The following is a 17019-nucleotide window of genomic DNA, read 5'->3' on the forward strand; positions in this document are numbered from 1 at the left end:
GGGTTCCTGTTCGTTACCTGGTTAACGACGTGCCTCAGGGATTGAGGGCATGGTTACGGCACAGCTCAATCCAGGCCTGAATACCGGCGCTGCGGTATTTCTGGCGGTGCACAATCATATACAACTGGCGGCTGAAGTCGCGTTGCGGGGCGGTTAAATGCACCAGGCTGCCACGGCGGAAAGCATCAGTGAGGGTAATCTGCGACAGACAGCCGATACCGAGCCGCGCTTCCACCGCACGCTTAATGGCTTCGGTGTGCTGTAACTCAAGGGTGATGTTGAGGTCGGGCAGCAAGCCGTGCAGGGCGCGGTCAAAGGCCTGACGGGTGCCGGAGCCGCTTTCGCGCAGAATCCAGCGGGCGGCGAGTAAGTCGCTGTCATCGATATGGCCCTGCTGTTGTTGCTTATGCGCCAGCTCGTCGTCGGGGTGGCAGAACACCGCCAGTTCGTCGTTATGCCAGGGAATCATTTCCAGTTCCGGATGATTCAGCTCGCCTTCAATCAGGCCGATGTCCAGCTCGTAGTTCAGCACTTTGTCGGCAATCTGGCGGGTGTTGGCCACATCCAGCCGCACCGGTGCATCCGGGTGTTCGGCCATATATTTCGCCATTAAACCCACCGCCAGATAATTACCGATGGACAGCGTGGCGCCAACATTCAGCGGCCCGGCTTCGGCATGGCGCAGCAGTATCTGTTCGAAATCCTGCGCCTGAGCCAGCAAGGCTTCGGCCCGTGGACGTACCAGCCGGCCCTGTTCGTTCAGCTGCAGACGCTTGCCGACACGGTCAAACAGCTGCACGGCAAACTGATGCTCAAAGTCTTTTAACGCGCTGCTGGCGGCACTCTGCGACATCGCCAGTTCATCGGCGGCGCGGGTCAGGTTCTGGTGGTGGGCAATGGCAATAAACACTTGCAGCTGACGCAGGGTGTAACGCATGGCGGCCTCGGAGATGCCGGAGCCGGCATCGGGTTGTTATTCGGTAAAACCGAATAAAGTTATTCAGATAACTTGATTTGCCGATAGTCTGCCGTGGGTTACTCTGCCTGACAAGTTAAATTGGCCGCCAGGAACCAGCCATTATGAGCAATCTGATCCGCGAAACTGTTACCAGTGTGCATCACTGGAATGAAACCCTGTTCAGCTTTACCACCACCCGTAATCAGGGGCTGCGTTTCAAGAATGGTCATTTCACGATGATTGGTCTGGAAGTGGAAGATAAGCCACTGCTGCGTGCTTACAGCATTGCCAGCGCTAACTATGAAGAAGAGATGGAGTTTTTCTCCATCAAAGTGCAGGACGGCCCGCTGACCTCTCACCTGCAAAAGCTGCAGGTTGGCGATGAAATTCTGGTGGGTACCAAGCCGGTGGGCACACTGATTACCGATAACCTGCTGCCCGGTAAAAACCTCTATCTGCTGAGCACCGGCACGGGGTTGGCGCCTTTTATGAGCATCATCAAAGATCTGGATGTGTACGAGCAGTACGACAAAGTGATTCTGACCCACGGCGTGCGTTGGGTATCTGAGCTGGCGTATCAGCAGCGTATTGAACATGAACTGCCGAATAACGAATATTTTGGTGATGTGGTGCGCGAAAAACTGATCTATTACCCAACGGTTACTCGTGAGCCGTTCCGTAATAACGGTCGCCTGACCGATGCGCTGACCAGTGGCAAGCTGACCCGTGATATCGGCCTGGCCGATCTGAATCCGGAAACCGACCGCTTTATGCTGTGCGGCAGCCCGGCGATGCTGGATGATTTGACCAGAATTCTCGATGACATGGGCTTTGAAGAAGCACGTGGCGGTAAGCCGGGGCATTATGTGATTGAGCGCGCCTTCGTCGAAAAGTAAGGCGCTGTTGCCAATGAATTCGCCGTCATAGCGGCAAGCGGGTAAGCCCGCCCGTTCTCTGTTCTGCCGGAATCTTGGCCCGTCAGAACAGAGAACGGGTGGGCTTTTTTATTAGGGCCTGTCGACACTCATTAAACAGGCCCGTTATTGACTAAAAATTTTTCAAACAAGGCGCTGAGAGTGTGGGATGTTCAGCACATCCCTGTGCTTCACCCCTTCGGGGTTGGCACGCCAATCTGTTCCAGGCAGATTGGTAACGGCTTAAGCGAGCGAACAGCAACGCAGGATGAGGGATTTTTAGCCATAACCCTTCGGGCCGAGGCCGGTTTTCCCCATAAGCATCGTCGTTCGTCATTCATTTAGCCCGCTACCAATCTGCAGGAGCAGATGGGCGCGAAGCCCGTAGGGTCAGGAACATGGATGTTCCTGACAATATCACTCCTCTCTCCTTGTTCTGAGAAAAACCGGCTCTCAGCAGGACCTATTCAATGAGTGTCGACAGGCCCTAGTGTTATTCCTCTGCGTGCTCAAAACTGAGCAGCAACTGACGCAGCAGATCGTTCAGTTGCCGTTGTTGTTCAGGCTGCAATGCTTTGAGCAGACGTGCCTGCAATTGCAGATGGTGCTCAACTGCACGGTTAATCAGTTCGCGGCCACTGTCGCTCAGCTGTACCAGCAGGCTGCGGCGGTCATCGGGATCGGGCAGGCGATCAATCAGGCCGCGTTGTTCCAGCCGGTTCAGACGGTTGGTCATGGCACCGGAGGTCAGCATGGCCGATTTAAACAGAACCGTCGGAGTTAAGCGGTAGGGCGGGCCGCTGCGCAGCAGGGTGGCCAGCACATCAAACTCACCACTGGCGAGCCCCAGCTGCTTATGCAATTCGCTGATTTCCTGACGGGTATAGTTTGCCAGACGCGATAGCCGGCCCACCGCCTGCATCGGCCAGATATCCAGGTCTGGCCGCTCCTGCTGCCATTGGTCAGCAATAAAATCCACATGATCCCGAGCCATAAGGTGTCGCTTTTCCTGTGTAAAACGGAATCTGTTCAGTGTGCCCGGGAAATATCTTAACGTAAAGATATTTGACCGGGATCGTCGTTAGGGATATCTTTGCTTGAAATATCTTAACATGAAGATAATTGGTGGGCAGAAATGACAGCAAGCAGTAAAGATGTACCCGTTGGTTTGCCGCTATGGCTGATGGCCGTGGCAGCTCCTTTGTTGTGGGGAACAACCTACGCGGTGACGCAGGCTTTTCTCGCCGGAGTTGATCCATTCTGGCTGGCGACGCTGCGCATCGTAGTGCCCGGCGTGATGATGGTATGGCTGGTGCCGCTGGCGGTGTGGCGCCGGCATTGGCTGAACATCGTGGTGCTCAGTGCGCTGAATATCGGCATCTTCACGGTGTTGTTGTTTGGTGCTATTCAGCGCTTACCGGGCGGCATGGCGGCGACACTGACGGCCAGTATGCCGCTGCAGTTACTGCTGTTGCGCGCGTTGCAGGGCAGGCTGCCGGCCCCTTTGCAGTTGCTGGCTGCGGTGGGCGGGATGGCGGGGGTTGGCCTGCTGGTCTGGCAGGCTCCGGCTGAACCTGACTGGACGGGAGTAGCGCTGGCTTTGGCGGCGGCGTTCTGCATGGCGCTGGGCGTGTTGCTGATGCCGGTTCTGGGGCGAGGTATCAAACCGCTGGTATTGGCCAGTGCGCAGTTGTTCAGTGCCGGTGTTGTGTTATTGCTGCTGATGCTGCTCTGGGGACGGCCGTTTCCGGCACTGGATACTCAGGGCGTGCTGGCGCTGGTCTGGCTCGGACCGGTGGGTATGGGACTGGGTTATTACCTGTGGTTCCGTGCTATTACCCTGATTGCCGTTGATAAGCTGGCCTTTATGGGGCTGATTAATCCGGTGGTGGCAGTACTGGCCGGTGTTCTGGTGATGGGTGAACTGATGAATATCAGTCAGGCTTTTGCCATTGCGCTGGTGCTGTTCTGTGTGTTGCTGGCTCAGCATCCGGCGGCGCAGCGGCATTTGTCTGCAGCCAGAGTCAGTTAAAACTGGCACTGAAGCTGCAATGTCTCCGGTTAGTTAAATAAATCGTCGGATTTCCGGCGTTATTTGAATGATCGTGTGACAGGAGAATGACAATGCCCGGACAAGGTACCGTAGAAGATGTACTGCGCAGCCTGAACTTTGCTCAGGATGTCGGTAAGCAGATACGCGACGCCGGTTATGTGCTGGATAAGACAGAGCTGAAGCGTCTGCTGGCTGAACTTACCTCGGCGGTTGCCTCCAGTAAAATGGAGCTGGCTTTGCTGCAGGGCGTGTGTGAAGCCCGTGACGAAGAACTGATCCGCTTACATGAAGCACTGGTGTACAAAGGCAATCTGCGCCGCCGCGGTGATGGCTATTACAAAACACTGGATGGCCGTCCTTATGGTCAGCCTTACTGCTCTTATTGCTGGGAGAGTAAGCAGCAATTACTGCATCTTCACAGCCGGATTCTGAGTAAAGACATTCGCATTTGTCCGGGCTGCAAAAATGAATATCAGGCCATCCGCACACCGTATCTTGAAGCGGACGGCATGACGGTTTAAGCCAGCGCACGCTGATCGTTGCAGCTGGGAGACAGAGTGTCTGCGCTGTTTGGCGGGAAAATGGCCGGACAGGCAGAGGCTGCTCTCGCACTTCGGTCAGGGCACGGCTATATTGGCCGCGCAATGTCTGGCGATGGAATCCGTATGAAGCTGCTTAACCCTGCTGTTCTTATTTTAAAGGTATCGTTACTGGTCCCGGTTCTGGTCTCAATGCTGTGTCCTGTTTTTGTGGCCAATGCTGAAGACACTGAGGCTGATGCCGGAGCCGGTAGCGAACCGACGGTGCTGGAAGAATTATTACCCGCCACCGGGCCGCTGAAAACCAAGCAGCAACCGGTTGATATGATTGCGGATGATGAGTTCAAACCAGCATTGCGTGACAACCTGCCGCAATTGGTTGAAAAAATTCAGGTTGAGCGCCTGGCATCCGACAGTCCTTATGTGATGCTCCCGCACCGGCCTAATTATGTGTTGCCTCTGTCTTATCAGGGCCGTCCCAGTGATCGTGAACAGAACCGGGTTTTGCAACATTACACCGGAGATCCTGACGCTGAACGCGAAGCTGGCAATGATCATCTGGAGGCGGTATTTCAGCTCAGTATCAAATACCGTTTGTCCGAAGGTCTGCTGGGAAAATTCAGCAGCATTGATGTGGCTTATACCAACCGTTCCTTCTGGCAGGCGTACAACGGCGATATTTCCCGGCCATTCCGTGAAACCAACCACGAACCCGAGCTGATATTTTCCTGGCAGCCACAAAATAAGTGGGTTGATTATTTTTCTCTGGCCATTAATCACCAGTCCAATGGCCAGACCAGCTCGATGTCGCGCAGCTGGAACCGGGTTATTGCCCAGGTCGCATCGGTATCGTCTACAGGGATCTATTCCACCCGGATCTGGTGGCGCCTGCCGGAAGAAAGTAAGGCCGATCCTTTTGACCCCGCCGATAATGATAACCCGGATATCGACGATTATATGGGTAACGGTGAATTCACCTATATCTATGTCATGGGCAACCACAATATCAGCACTATGTTGCGCAATAATCTGAATCCGGATAAAAACCGTGGCGCGATTGAAATCGGCTGGACCTTTCCGCTCAACCGTAAAATCAAAGGCTTTGTGCAGTATTTTAATGGTTACGGTGAAAGCCTGATTGATTACAACCGCTATCAGGAGCGTATTGGCGTCGGCATTAAACTCAGCGACTGGTTCTGAGCTGGCTGTATAACAATAGCGCGGTATAATCGCCGCGCATTCAGGCCGGAATTTCTATGATGTTAACCCTCGGACTTATTATTAATCCTTATGCCGGTATCGGTGGCGCCGTTGGCCTTAAGGGCAGTGACGGCGCGGACATCGTTGCCGAAGCTCTGGCCCGTGGCGCTGAGCGTAAAGCTGTATTACGTGCCCGTCAGGCGCTGGATGTTTTGACGGCATTAAAAGAACGCTGCCATTTTCTGACTTGTCCCGGAGAAATGGGGGCCGATCTGCTGACGGAGCTGGGTTTTTCTTACCGTCTGATCGACGCCGATATTCCGCAGGTGAATACCAGTGCCGAACATACCCGCCTGGCGGCGGCCGCAATGCTGGAGAATAACGTCGATTTACTGTTATTCGCCGGTGGCGATGGCACCGCCCGCGATATCTGTGCGGTTATTGGTGATACCTTACCTGTACTCGGTATTCCGGCTGGCGTGAAAATTCATTCGGCGGTGTATGGCATTACTCCGGCGGCTTCCGGTGAAGTGGTGCGCAGTCTGCTGGAAGGCGGGCTGGTGGATATTAAAGAAGCCGAAGTACGTGATCTGGATGAAGAGGCTTTTCGTAATAATCAGGTGCGTGCACGGCATTACGGTGAAATGCGTGTGCCTCAGGCCGGGCATTTTGTGCAGGCGGTAAAGCAGGGCGGCGTTGAAGTGGAAGAGCTGGTGCTGGCTGATATTGCTGCCTTTATCTGTGCCGATATGGACGATGATGTGTTGTATCTGGTTGGCTCAGGCAAAACCACACAAGCGGTGATGGATGAATTAGGGCTCGATAATACCCTGCTGGGTGTGGATGCTGTCTTTAACCGCGAACAGATTGGTAAAGATTTAACCGCGGCTGACATACTCAGGCTATTGGCAGAATATCCGCAGGCTCAGGCGATTGTTAGTGTGATGGGCGGTCAGGGACATATTTTCGGCCGTGGTAATCAGCAGTTCAGCCCGGAGATTTTGCGTTTGCTGGGTAAAAAGAATATCCGCCTTATTTCAACCAAAACAAAAATTGGCGCACTGAATGGCCGGCCGTTAATTATGGATAGTGGTGATCCTCAATTGGATAAAGACTGGGCCGGGACCATTGAAATCACTACCGGTTATCGTGATCAGATTGTTCATGCCCTGATTTAATCTGAATACTATGAAGGCATAAAAAAAAACCGGGGTTGGCCGGTTTTTTATTGTTTTTCCGGGAGAGAATTGAGTCATCAGTTGACGACAAATTTCTCTACCGTCTGATTCAGACGCGCTGCCAGTTCTGCCAGTGCTGCACTGGCCAAGGCCGCCTGAGACGCCTGCTCATGGCTGGTACTGGCCAACTCATTAACACGTACGACGTTGCGGTTAATCTCTTCGGCAGCATAGCTTTGCTCTTCGGCTGCAGTGGCGATCTGGGTGTTCAGGTCGTTGATGCTGCTGATGTTGCTGTAAATCACCTGCAGAGCTTCACTGGCTTCACTTACGCGGGCGATACCGGTTTCGGCGCGGTCACGGGATTTCAGCACGGTGTTGACCACTTCAGCGGTTCCTTTATTAAATTCGTTGATGGTTGCCCGAATAGACTCAGTGGATTCCTGAGTTCGGCTGGCCAATGTCCGCACTTCATCGGCAACCACGGCAAAGCCACGTCCCTGCTCGCCGGCACGTGCGGCCTCAATGGCAGCGTTCAGAGCCAGCAGATTTGTTTGTTCGGCAATGGCACTGATTTCACCCAGAATCGCGCCGATACTTTCACTGTCTTTCTGCAGTTTTTCGATGGCCTTAGTGGCCTCCAGAATTTCACTGTTGAGGGTTTCAATTTCGTGGCGGGCTTCATCCGAAATACTTTTTCCGCGACTGACTTCACGATGTACTTCGTTGACGGCACTGGCTGCCTGATTAGCATTGCCGGCAATGTTCTGAATAGTTGAGGTCATTTCGGTCATGGCAGTAACCGCCTGGGCAACTTCTTCCTGTTGCTGATTGCTGGCATCGCCGACTTCACGGGTAATGGCTGACATCTCTTCCGATGCGGAGGCTACTTCGGTTGCACCGGATTTTACCTGCTCAACGGTTTCGCGCAGTGTGGCAATTAAAGCGTCAAAGGCATGAGATAAAATACCAATTTCATCACCAGAGCGGTGACCGATTAATTGTGTCAGGTCGAGGTCGCGGGCAATGCGCTGAATTTTGCCGGTAATATTCTGCACAGGCTGGTAAATCGCACGGGATACAAGAAAGGTCAGGGTTGCAACCACGGCGAAGGTTAACAGGATGCTCAGCGTGAGGGTTGTATATACCCGCTGAGTCATGGTTTCCATTTCACCGGTGATGTAGACCGTCAGCTCATCAAAAATGGTTTCGGTTTTATGGATGGTGCTGCGCATCTCGCCGCGCAGACCTTCTTTTTCGTTTAATCCCATCAGCTGCTCTTTATTGAACAGTGTGGTGAACTGATCCTGGTAACTCCTGAGTTCCTGCTGAACCTGACTGTTACCGGCCAGACTGCTGCGTTCCAGCGCCTGACTGAAATCGTTAATACCCGCTTTGAATTTATCCATATAGGATGGGTCGCTGCGCAACATAAAATCTTTTTCATGGCGGCGCAGCATCAGCATGTAATAAAGCAGCTCATAGTCTTCGGAAGATTTTGCCGAGGTTTCGATATCATGTACGGCTTTGCGCAGGCCGCCATACAGACCGCTTTTAGGGTCCAGACCGATTTCCTGCTGAGCAGCTGCAAGGGTATCAAATATCTTGCGGTAACCATTCACTTGGGTGCTCAGTTGCTGGACCTGAGTGGTATTCAGACCCAGTCCCCGCATGTGACTGTTCAGTTTCGTGATGTCATCCTGAGTTTTATCTGCGACGGTACCGAACTGCTGGACATACTTCATATCCTTGCGTGCCAGAAAATCCTTTTCATTACGGCGCAGCAGCAGAATATCGCCACTCACCGTTTGCTGTTGATACAGCACATCGGATAAAGCACCAAGGCGGGAAAACTGCTGTACGCTCAGTGCTGATGTAATTATCAGGCCAAGAACAACCAGCACCAGAATCATGCTGTGTTTACTTTTAATGCTGAAATTGTCAATAACCATGGGGTTAACCTTTATGTAGCTATGACAGAAGACTAGAACAACTGCCGTAGGGCGCCAGTTGTATGCGGTATATGGCAGGTTTTGGCTGCGTATCGCTGTTTCCGGTGTAGCCATTGGCATGGCAAGTCCTAGGGAGTACGGATATATCCCTGCTAATTTAATACGTAAGTACCATAATAAAAAATAACAGGGCCTTACCATGTCGATTATTACTCACGCCAGCCGCTACCGGCGCACCGGTTTTTGTATTCTTTCTGCTTTGACACTGCTCCCCCTGCAGGCTGTTGCTTTGCACAGCATTCCTGCTGCAGATGAGGTGCTTATCAGAGAAAAAGTCGTTGCCGGTCAACAGGATAAGGTCTTTGCCGCTACCTCTGGCCGCGAGCTTGGATTCCGTGGCTTCAACGTATCCGGTGAAGTGAAGCTGGCAGAATCGGGCTTTAAAGCCTTTAAAAACAGTGAAGATGCGCAGGTCAGTCTGGGCTTACTGAAGGACAAAACCGGTGCCAATCTGATTCGCTACACCCTGGCATGGGAAGGTGTGCAACCGCAGCCGGGGCAGGTGGATGAGGATTATCTGGCGGCGGTCAGCCAGCAGATTGCCATCGCAGCGGACCTCGGACTGTATGTGCTGTTGGATTATCACTCGGATTTATACAGCCGCCATACCTTTACGGCCGATTCCGGCGATACCGGTAATGGCGCACCGCGCTGGGCGGTAAGCGATGTTTACGGCAAGGATGATTGTGGTCTGCCCTGTCAGCTGACCTGGGCTGCGCACAAGCAATCTGATTCGGCGGTACGTAATGCCATGCGTGGTTTCTGGGCTGACCACTGGGCGCTGAATCAGGATCTGGCCGATATTGAACTCTATCTGCCTGCGTTGGATCAGTGCGTGGATATTGCTGGTGGTCAGGCCCGGAATTCGGTCACCGTTGGCGGCTGGAGCTGTCATGGCGGTGCTAATCAGCGTTGGCATTATCGGCAGGATGGCACCTTACGCAGCCTTACGGACACGGGACAGTGTCTGGATGTAGCCGGTGCCAAAACCGCAGCGGGTACCGATATTCAGGTGTATCAATGCAATGGCAGCAGCGCGCAGCAATTTATGGCGGATGCTTATGGCCGCGTACACGCTGTGCTGGACCTGAATAAATGCCTGAGCCTGAATAACGGTAATGTGCAGCTGGAGGAGTGCGTGGCAGCCAGTCAGGTTACAGACAGCCATCAGCAGTTTCAGCTGCGTGATGCCGCCACCGGCCTCTCTCTTATGCCGCAACTGGATTTTGTCCAGAGCCAGTTTGTCTGGCAGCTGGGGGAAATGCTGAATTATCTGCAGACACATCTAACAGCCGCACAGCGGGCGATGATTATTGGTGTTGATCCGGTTAATGAACCCTTTGACGGTGGCATCGGCAATATGAGCTATGCCGACTGGGATAATGAGGTGCTGTGGCCATTTTATCAGCGTGTGCGTGCAGAAATGGATCAGCGCGGCTGGAGTAATACCCCGGTGTTTGCCGAGCCGATGGTGTTCTGGAGTTCTATTGCCGGAGCCGTTGCACCGGCAACCGGTGGCCATCACTTAACCTATCAGCCCGGTGATGGCTTTGTTTTTAACAGCCATTTTTATGATCAGGCCCGTATGGGCGTTAATGATTTAACCGTGGCGCGTAATGGCAGCTATTTTTCCAATATTGACCAGATCCGTGACGAAGCCCGTTATCTGAATATTACGCCGTTTTTATCGGAGTTCGGTATGTGGCTGGACGGTTGGGGACATACCGATACCGAGCGGGTGGTGAATGCCACCTATCAGGGGATGGAAAGCTCAGATCGTGTTTCCGGTAAAGACCGGTATGTGGATTTTTATACGCCTCTGATCAGCGGTACTCAATGGCAGTGGGATTATTATTACGACAATCATCAGGAATTACAGAACGGTAATCCTCAGCGCGTGATGACCGACGATGATGCCTGGAATGGCGAGAATTTTTCCGTCATCCGTGATTATGGCCAGAACTACAATATTAATGCCGAACTGGTACAGCGTGCTTATCCGCGTGCATTGCAGGGGGATCTTCTGCATTTCAGTTATGAAGGCCGGGTACCGGATCGTGCCGGCGACCGGATGAACTACCACAGTATCCGTGTTTCTTTACCGCCGTTATTTTCTGAACGTGAATTTCTGCGCAATACCGAATTTTCTTTTGCTGCCTGGCGCGGACGTTTAAGCGATGCGCCGACGGAAATTTACTGGCCACGGCATTTGGCAAAAGAACAACTTACTGTAATTACCGATGCCGGTATTTTTCCGGCCGCGACATTATCGGCTGCGGTAACACAGCAAGCGGATGAAGTGGTTATGATTTCTGATCGCGGGGCTGGCACTGGCCAGCGGGTATTCATCTGGGATGATGTCACTGAAGGAGAAAATTCTGACAGTCTGCATTTTGCCCTGTTAATTCATGGGGATGCCGGGCTCAGTGGCGAAGAACTGGCGGATTTACAGGCGGGTATCCGCTATCAGTTAGTGCAGGGAAAAAGCCCGGTGTATCTCACCGGCAGCATGACGCATTCCGGCTATAGCGCCGACAAAGGAACTGCGGCCAATGGTTTTTCGCTGATTAATGCCCGTTCAGGCTTATGTCTGGATGTTGCTGGGGCACGCAGTTGGAACGGCACAAATGTGCAGTCCTATCCATGTAATGGCAGCAATGCCCAGCGCTGGTTTTACGATGCCAACAGTGGCTATCTGAAATCGGCACTCGGCAATAAATGCTTAGATCATGGAGGCCAGTTACGTGATAACGGTAAAGCTGTGATCTGGGACTGTGTAAACAGCGATAACTTGCGCTGGAACCTTCAGCCGGATGCTCAGGGTTATCAGCTGATTCCGCGCTCATCGGATGCTTATGCCCTGGATGCCTATGGCACTGAGGACAGCTCTAATGTGGGTCTCTGGTCACGTCATCAGGGGGCACAACAACGCTGGAAAATGCAGTTCTGAACTCTTTTTTGTGGGGCCATAAATAATAATTAAAAAATAAACTTATAAATAAAAACCACAAAAATGGAATAACTCATCATGACTTCTGCGTTACACAGATCCCGGATGCCGCATGGCTCCGGGAGGCGGCGAAAGCCGCTGCTCAAAGCTTTGTTTCCCGTTACAACCTTACTGCTTGGCAGTGCACTGACACAGCCGCTGCTGGCTATGAGTGATACTCCGCCAGCGGAATCGCCTGCCGGATTAGCTCAGCCCGGTCCAGGGCTTGGTAATCTGAGCTACAGCAGCAGTGAATTATTCACGCCGGTATCCTGGATTAATCAGGATAACGGCATTCCGCCGACTTATGCTTTCCGCAAAGCTTATGGTGCTAACGTCGGCATGATGGTGGACGGGTATTTTCTGACGTTATTTGCACCGGACAGCGGCTGGGGGCCCGGTGGCTTCCTGCTGTATGACGTATCCGACCCGCGCAATATCCAGCTGGTAAAACGCATTTATGAGCCGGAAGGGCGTACCGGCGAATTCCGCGAAGCCCATGCCTTTGGTCTGACCAAAATTAATGACCGCCGTTATGTCAGCGTGCAGACCATTAAAGGCATCGAAATATGGGATTTCACCGACCTTAACGACCCGCAGCAGGTCAGCAAGCTGGTTCTGCCAGGGGTGAATTCCGGCGATTACACCGCCGTTGCCTGGCAGCAGTGGTGGCAGGCACCTTATCTGTATGTTGCTGCCTCGGACCAGGGGGTTTTTATTGTTGATGCCAGCGATCCGGCCAACCCTGTTATTGCTAACCGCGGCAACGGCCGGCCGAACCCGGTACCTCCGGCTGAGCTGGGTGGTTCGCGCATCGGGCCGATCTTTACGCTGGGCAACCAGATGGTGGTCACCAGCATGGATCAGCGTGATGGCTTTGCCAGCCTGGATATTTCCGATCCTCTGAATCCGCGCTTACTCGACCGTACACCGGACTTACCGCAGGGCTATTACGCCACCTGTTTCGATGGCAACAAAGTGCATGCCTCGGTGCGTGGTGCCGGCGCTTATATGGTCAGTTATGACCTGAGCAATCCGGGTAAATTTGTACTGGAAAGCAACAGCCTGCAGATTGATGAGCAGCTGTATTGCGGTGTTCAGGACAACCACGTGTTTCAGGGGATAGAACACGCGGTGCATAAAGTTGATATCAGCAATCCGTTTAATTACACCGATATTGGCCATGGCTCCTTACCGGTCGCCAATGCCGATCATGGTCAGGTCGCGCCCTTTGGTAACCTGGTGTTTATCGGTAACGATCACGGCACCGGTAATGCCTTTATGGTGCACGATATTCACCCGGATACGACGGCTCCCTGGGTGAAGCAGGTGTCGCCACGTCCGGGAGCGCTGAATCAGGCGCTGACCAGCCGTATTGGTATTGCCTTTGCCGACTCCGTCGATTTTGAAAGCATCAGTGCTGCGACTATTCAGCTGCGTCCTGTGGCAGAACCCGGCTCGGCACCGCTGGCCGGTACGTACAGTGCCTGGCTGGGGCTGGTGAATTTCACCCCAGCACAGCCTTTGGCGCCCAACACCGAATATGAACTGCGGGTCAGCGGCGTAAAAGACTATGCCGGTAATGCCCTGAGCAATCTTTATATCAGCCGCTTTACCACCGGCAGCGCGACCAATGCCAGCCTGGCTTATCACTGGCCGCTGGATGGTAATGGCCGTGATGAAGCCGGTGGCAACCACGGCGAGCTCAGCAACGGCCAGTTCAGCGAAGGTGGTCTGGCGTTGAATGCGGCAGGGCAGCTCAGTCTTGATGACGATGTTTCGGGCATTCTGGGTGGTTCGGCCACGGTGTCGTTTTATTTAAAAACCACGCAAAGCGGCAGCAATAACGCCTGGCAGGCGCCGGGATTATTTGGCCGTGATAATGAGAACGGTACCGAAGACGTATTCTGGGGCTGGCTCGACAGCAACGGCCGCTTGCGTCTGAGTGCCGGTAACGACAGCGGTATCAGCACACCACAGGCTATTAATAACGGTGAATGGCGGCATATTGTGCTCAGCCGTAATTCTGCCGACGGTGCACTGAGTATCTGGCTGAACGGTGAGCGTGTTGCCAGTGGCAGTGCCCGCGCCGGTATTCTTGGCGGCGCCTGGTATAACAGCTATCAGACCTTAGGCCGCATTCTGCAGCAGGGACAGGCACTACAGGGCGTTATTGACGATGTACGGGTGTACAACCGCGTGTTATCCGATAACGAAATCCAGACGCTGGCGGCAACGCCGGTGCTCAGTATCAATGCCGATACCCGCGATATGCAGCAGCAGGTGAATGCCGCCGGCAGCTTCCGGGTGGATATCCGCGGCAGCGACAATGCCTTAATCAGCTGGAATTTTGGCGATGGTACGGTGACGCCGTTCAGCAGCGCCAACCCGGTCAGCCACCAGTACAGCACGCCGGGTCACTACCGGGTGATTGTGACTATTCAGACGCCGGAGGGCGAACAAACCCAAAGCTTTGAGCATACGGTGACTTATCCGCTGACACCTCAGGCACCGGCGAATTCAACCCCGGTCACTGGCGATGGCCAGCAGGTGTATAACGTCAATCCGGATAACGGTACTGTGACCGCCATTAATGCCAGCTCCCTCAATAAAGTCTGGGAAGTGGCTGTGGGGCGCGATCCGAAAACCCTGGCCATCGGTCCGAATGGCTGGATCTGGATAGCGGTGCAGGCTGACGATCTGCTGCTGGCACTGGACAGCGCCGGGCAAGTCCGCAAGCGTGTTGCCTTACCTTATGGCGACGGTCCTTATGGCATTGTCTTTACTCCGGATCAGAGTCTGGGTCTGGTAACACTGCAGAACCGTGGTCAGTTACTCAGCTTCGACCCTTATAGCGGTGCCGAACTGAACCGCGTTGCGGTGAATCCGGATGCCCGTGGTCTGGCGGTGGATGCCGACAGTGAACGGGCCTACGTGACCCGTATGCGCACAGCGATCAGTAATAACGGCACCGGTGGCGCTGAAATCAGTGTGGTGAACCTGAGCAGCATGACGGCGGAAAACAGCATTCTGCTGGCCAACGACGCCAGCACCACCGACGCCGAAGACCGTGGCCGTGGTGTGCCGAACTATCTGCATCAGGTGGTGATCTCGCCGGACGGCCGCCGGGCCTGGGTGCCGTCAACCAAGGTGAATATCGAGCGCGGACCGGTACGCGATGGCCGTCCGCTGAGCCACGACAGTACCGTACGCACGGTAGTAAACCAGATTGATCTGAGCAGCGGCAGCGAGCTGTTTGCCGAACAGATCGACTTTAACGACCGCGATTCCGCCCATGCGCTGGCGTTCTCACCGCAAGGGGATTACGTGCTTGTGGCGCTGCAGGGCTCGAACACCGTTGAAATTGTCGATGCTTACAGCGGTGCGGTGCGCGGTGCGCTGAATCAGAGTGGCCTGGCGCCTCAGGGCGTATATATCGATGCTGAGCATCAGCGCGCCTTTATTTACAACTTCACCAGCCGCTCGGTCAGTGTGTTTGATCTGAAGGATGTGCTGGCATCGGTCAGCTTTGCGCCGGCAAAGGTTGCCGATATCACGGTGGTAGCCAACGAAAAACTGGAAGATTCGGTGCTGCGCGGCAAGCAGATTTTCTATAACGCCCGTGATCTGCGTATGAGCCGTGATGGCTACATGGCCTGTGCCAGCTGCCATATCGAAGGTCTGGATGACGGCGTGGTGTGGGACTTCACTGACCGTGGTGAAGGTCTGCGTAATACCACCAGTCTGAAAGGCCGTATGGGGCTGGGCCATGGCCGGGTGCACTGGACGGCGAACTTCGATGAAATTCAGGATTTCGAAAATGATATTCGCTACGCCTTTGGCGGTACTGGTTTCCTCGCGGATGCTGACTTTAACGCAAGCCAGGCACCGCTGGGTGCGGCCAAGGCTGGCAAAAGCGCTGATCTCGATGCACTGGCCGCTTATGTCGCCTCGCTCGAAAACTACGAACGCAGCCCGTACCGCAGCGAAAACGGCAAGCTGACGGCGGCAGCACAGAGTGGCGAAGCCCTGTTCAGTGAGGTTGGTTGTGCCGGCTGTCACAGCGGCGATACCAAGCGTGACGGACAGCGTCACGATGTCGGTACCATTCTGCCGGACTCCGGTCTGGGCCAGAATCAACCGCTGGCGGGAGTCGGCTTTGATACGCCAACGCTGCACGGCGTCTGGCGTACCGCGCCGTACTTCCATAATGGTCAGCTACCGACCCTAGAATCTGTGCTGGCATCCGGACACGGTGCCAACCGCAGCCTGAACAGTGCTGAGCAGGCCCGGTTGCTGGCCTATGTACGCTCGCTTGATGGCGCTGAGAAACAGTACTTCCGTATGCAGATGCGTGACTGGGATGAATGCTGGGTGGCCGAAGGTGTGGGTGATGATGCCAATATTGGCCGTTACCAGTGCGGTGACTGGAACGATCAGTGGTGGTATCAGGATCTGATCGGTCGCTTCCATCCGAAACGGGCCGAACACTATTGTGCCAAAGGTCAGGCCGCTGACGGTGGCTGGTTCTCTCTGTGGAAGTGTAATAACAACGCCGACCAGCAATGGCAGACCGACGGTTACCTGATCCGCCTTAAAGCTGATCCGGGTAAAGTGGTTGATGCTCATCAGGGGCAGTTACATGAAGTAAATATGTGGAGTGAAAACGGCAACAACAACCAGTTCTGGCAGAAGAACCCGTCTGATTTCCGGCATTTACGCCATGGCAGTGGTTTGTGTCTGACGGCTGTTGCGGTGCAGCAGGACAGTGGTCTGGTACTCAGTGAGTGCCGTGTGGATGAGAAACAGCAATGGCGTGAAGACAGCGCCGGCCGTTTCCATCTGCTGGCTAATCCGAATCTGTGTCTGGATTATAAAGGGCAGACTCAGGACAACGGTGCGCTGGTTCTCTGGGCCTGTAACGGTGACTGGAATCAGCAGTTTATCCGTGACGGAGCACAGCTGACGACCCGCCGTAATACCGCTTTCGCTGTTGAATCAGCCGAAAATGTCAGCGGTGCCTCTGTGCGTATCTGGTCGCGTGATCATTTACCGCAGCAGCAATGGGTCAGTGAATAAGCAATACTGCGCTGAGTAAAATTTGTAGTCAGTCTGGTAAATTACCGGGCTGACTGCGGGTTTAAGCAAGGCTGTGTTGAATAAAAATTGAGGAACA

General features: G+C 54.0%; 10 protein-coding genes. 7 read left to right on the forward strand and 3 right to left on the reverse strand.

Going from position 1 to position 17019, the window contains the following annotated elements:
- Positions 1-34: 34 nt before the first annotated feature.
- Positions 35-937, reverse strand: a complete 903-nt coding sequence (locus LGT44_RS09025) for a LysR family transcriptional regulator (RefSeq protein ID WP_145469337.1) — start codon at positions 935-937, stop codon at positions 35-37.
- 143 nt (positions 938-1080) lie between these two features.
- On the opposite strand from LGT44_RS09025, the gene LGT44_RS09030 reads away from it, so the two are divergent.
- The gene (locus tag LGT44_RS09030) at positions 1081-1854 is read left to right on the forward strand and encodes a ferredoxin--NADP reductase (RefSeq protein ID WP_145469338.1); all 774 of its coding nucleotides are present in this window, start codon (positions 1081-1083) and stop codon (positions 1852-1854) included.
- A 511-nt stretch (positions 1855-2365) separates the two neighbouring features.
- Here LGT44_RS09030 and LGT44_RS09035 read toward each other — a convergent pair.
- A complete protein-coding gene (locus LGT44_RS09035; RefSeq protein ID WP_230330701.1) occupies positions 2366-2866 on the reverse strand; it encodes a MarR family winged helix-turn-helix transcriptional regulator in 501 nt (166 codons plus the stop codon).
- Between the two features lie 141 nt (positions 2867-3007).
- Between LGT44_RS09035 and LGT44_RS09040 the strand changes: the two genes are divergently transcribed.
- From LGT44_RS09040 to LGT44_RS09055, 4 genes are all read left to right on the forward strand, one after another.
- Complete coding sequence (locus tag LGT44_RS09040; protein WP_230330700.1) at positions 3008-3904, forward strand: DMT family transporter; 897 nt, start codon at positions 3008-3010, stop codon at positions 3902-3904.
- Between the two features lie 92 nt (positions 3905-3996).
- Positions 3997-4446 (forward strand): hypothetical protein, encoded by a 450-nt coding sequence (locus LGT44_RS09045; RefSeq protein WP_145469341.1) that lies wholly within the window; start codon positions 3997-3999, stop codon positions 4444-4446.
- A 144-nt stretch (positions 4447-4590) separates the two neighbouring features.
- Positions 4591-5664, forward strand: coding sequence for a phospholipase A (locus LGT44_RS09050; protein ID WP_230330699.1), 1074 nt, complete (start codon positions 4591-4593; stop codon positions 5662-5664).
- A 56-nt stretch (positions 5665-5720) separates the two neighbouring features.
- On the forward strand, positions 5721-6842 hold the full coding sequence (locus tag LGT44_RS09055) for an ATP-NAD kinase family protein (RefSeq protein WP_328296344.1): 1122 nt from the start codon (positions 5721-5723) through the stop codon (positions 6840-6842).
- A 77-nt stretch (positions 6843-6919) separates the two neighbouring features.
- Here the strand turns inward: LGT44_RS09055 and LGT44_RS09060 are convergent, their stop codons facing one another.
- Positions 6920-8794, reverse strand: a complete 1875-nt coding sequence (locus LGT44_RS09060; RefSeq protein ID WP_225691662.1) for a methyl-accepting chemotaxis protein — start codon at positions 8792-8794, stop codon at positions 6920-6922.
- A 199-nt stretch (positions 8795-8993) separates the two neighbouring features.
- Here LGT44_RS09060 and LGT44_RS09065 point away from each other — a divergent pair, with 199 nt between their 5' ends.
- Entirely contained in the window at positions 8994-11804 is a 2811-nt protein-coding gene (locus LGT44_RS09065) for a ricin-type beta-trefoil lectin domain protein (protein WP_230330698.1), read from the forward strand.
- Between the two features lie 207 nt (positions 11805-12011).
- Positions 12012-16922, forward strand: coding sequence for a ricin-type beta-trefoil lectin domain protein (locus tag LGT44_RS09070; RefSeq protein ID WP_230330697.1), 4911 nt, complete (start codon positions 12012-12014; stop codon positions 16920-16922).
- Positions 16923-17019: the final 97 nt, after the last annotated feature.

Origin of the sequence: Thalassolituus alkanivorans, from assembly GCF_020447205.1 — a bacterium.
GTDB classification, from domain to species: domain Bacteria; phylum Pseudomonadota; class Gammaproteobacteria; order Pseudomonadales; family Oceanobacteraceae; genus Venatoribacter; species Venatoribacter alkanivorans.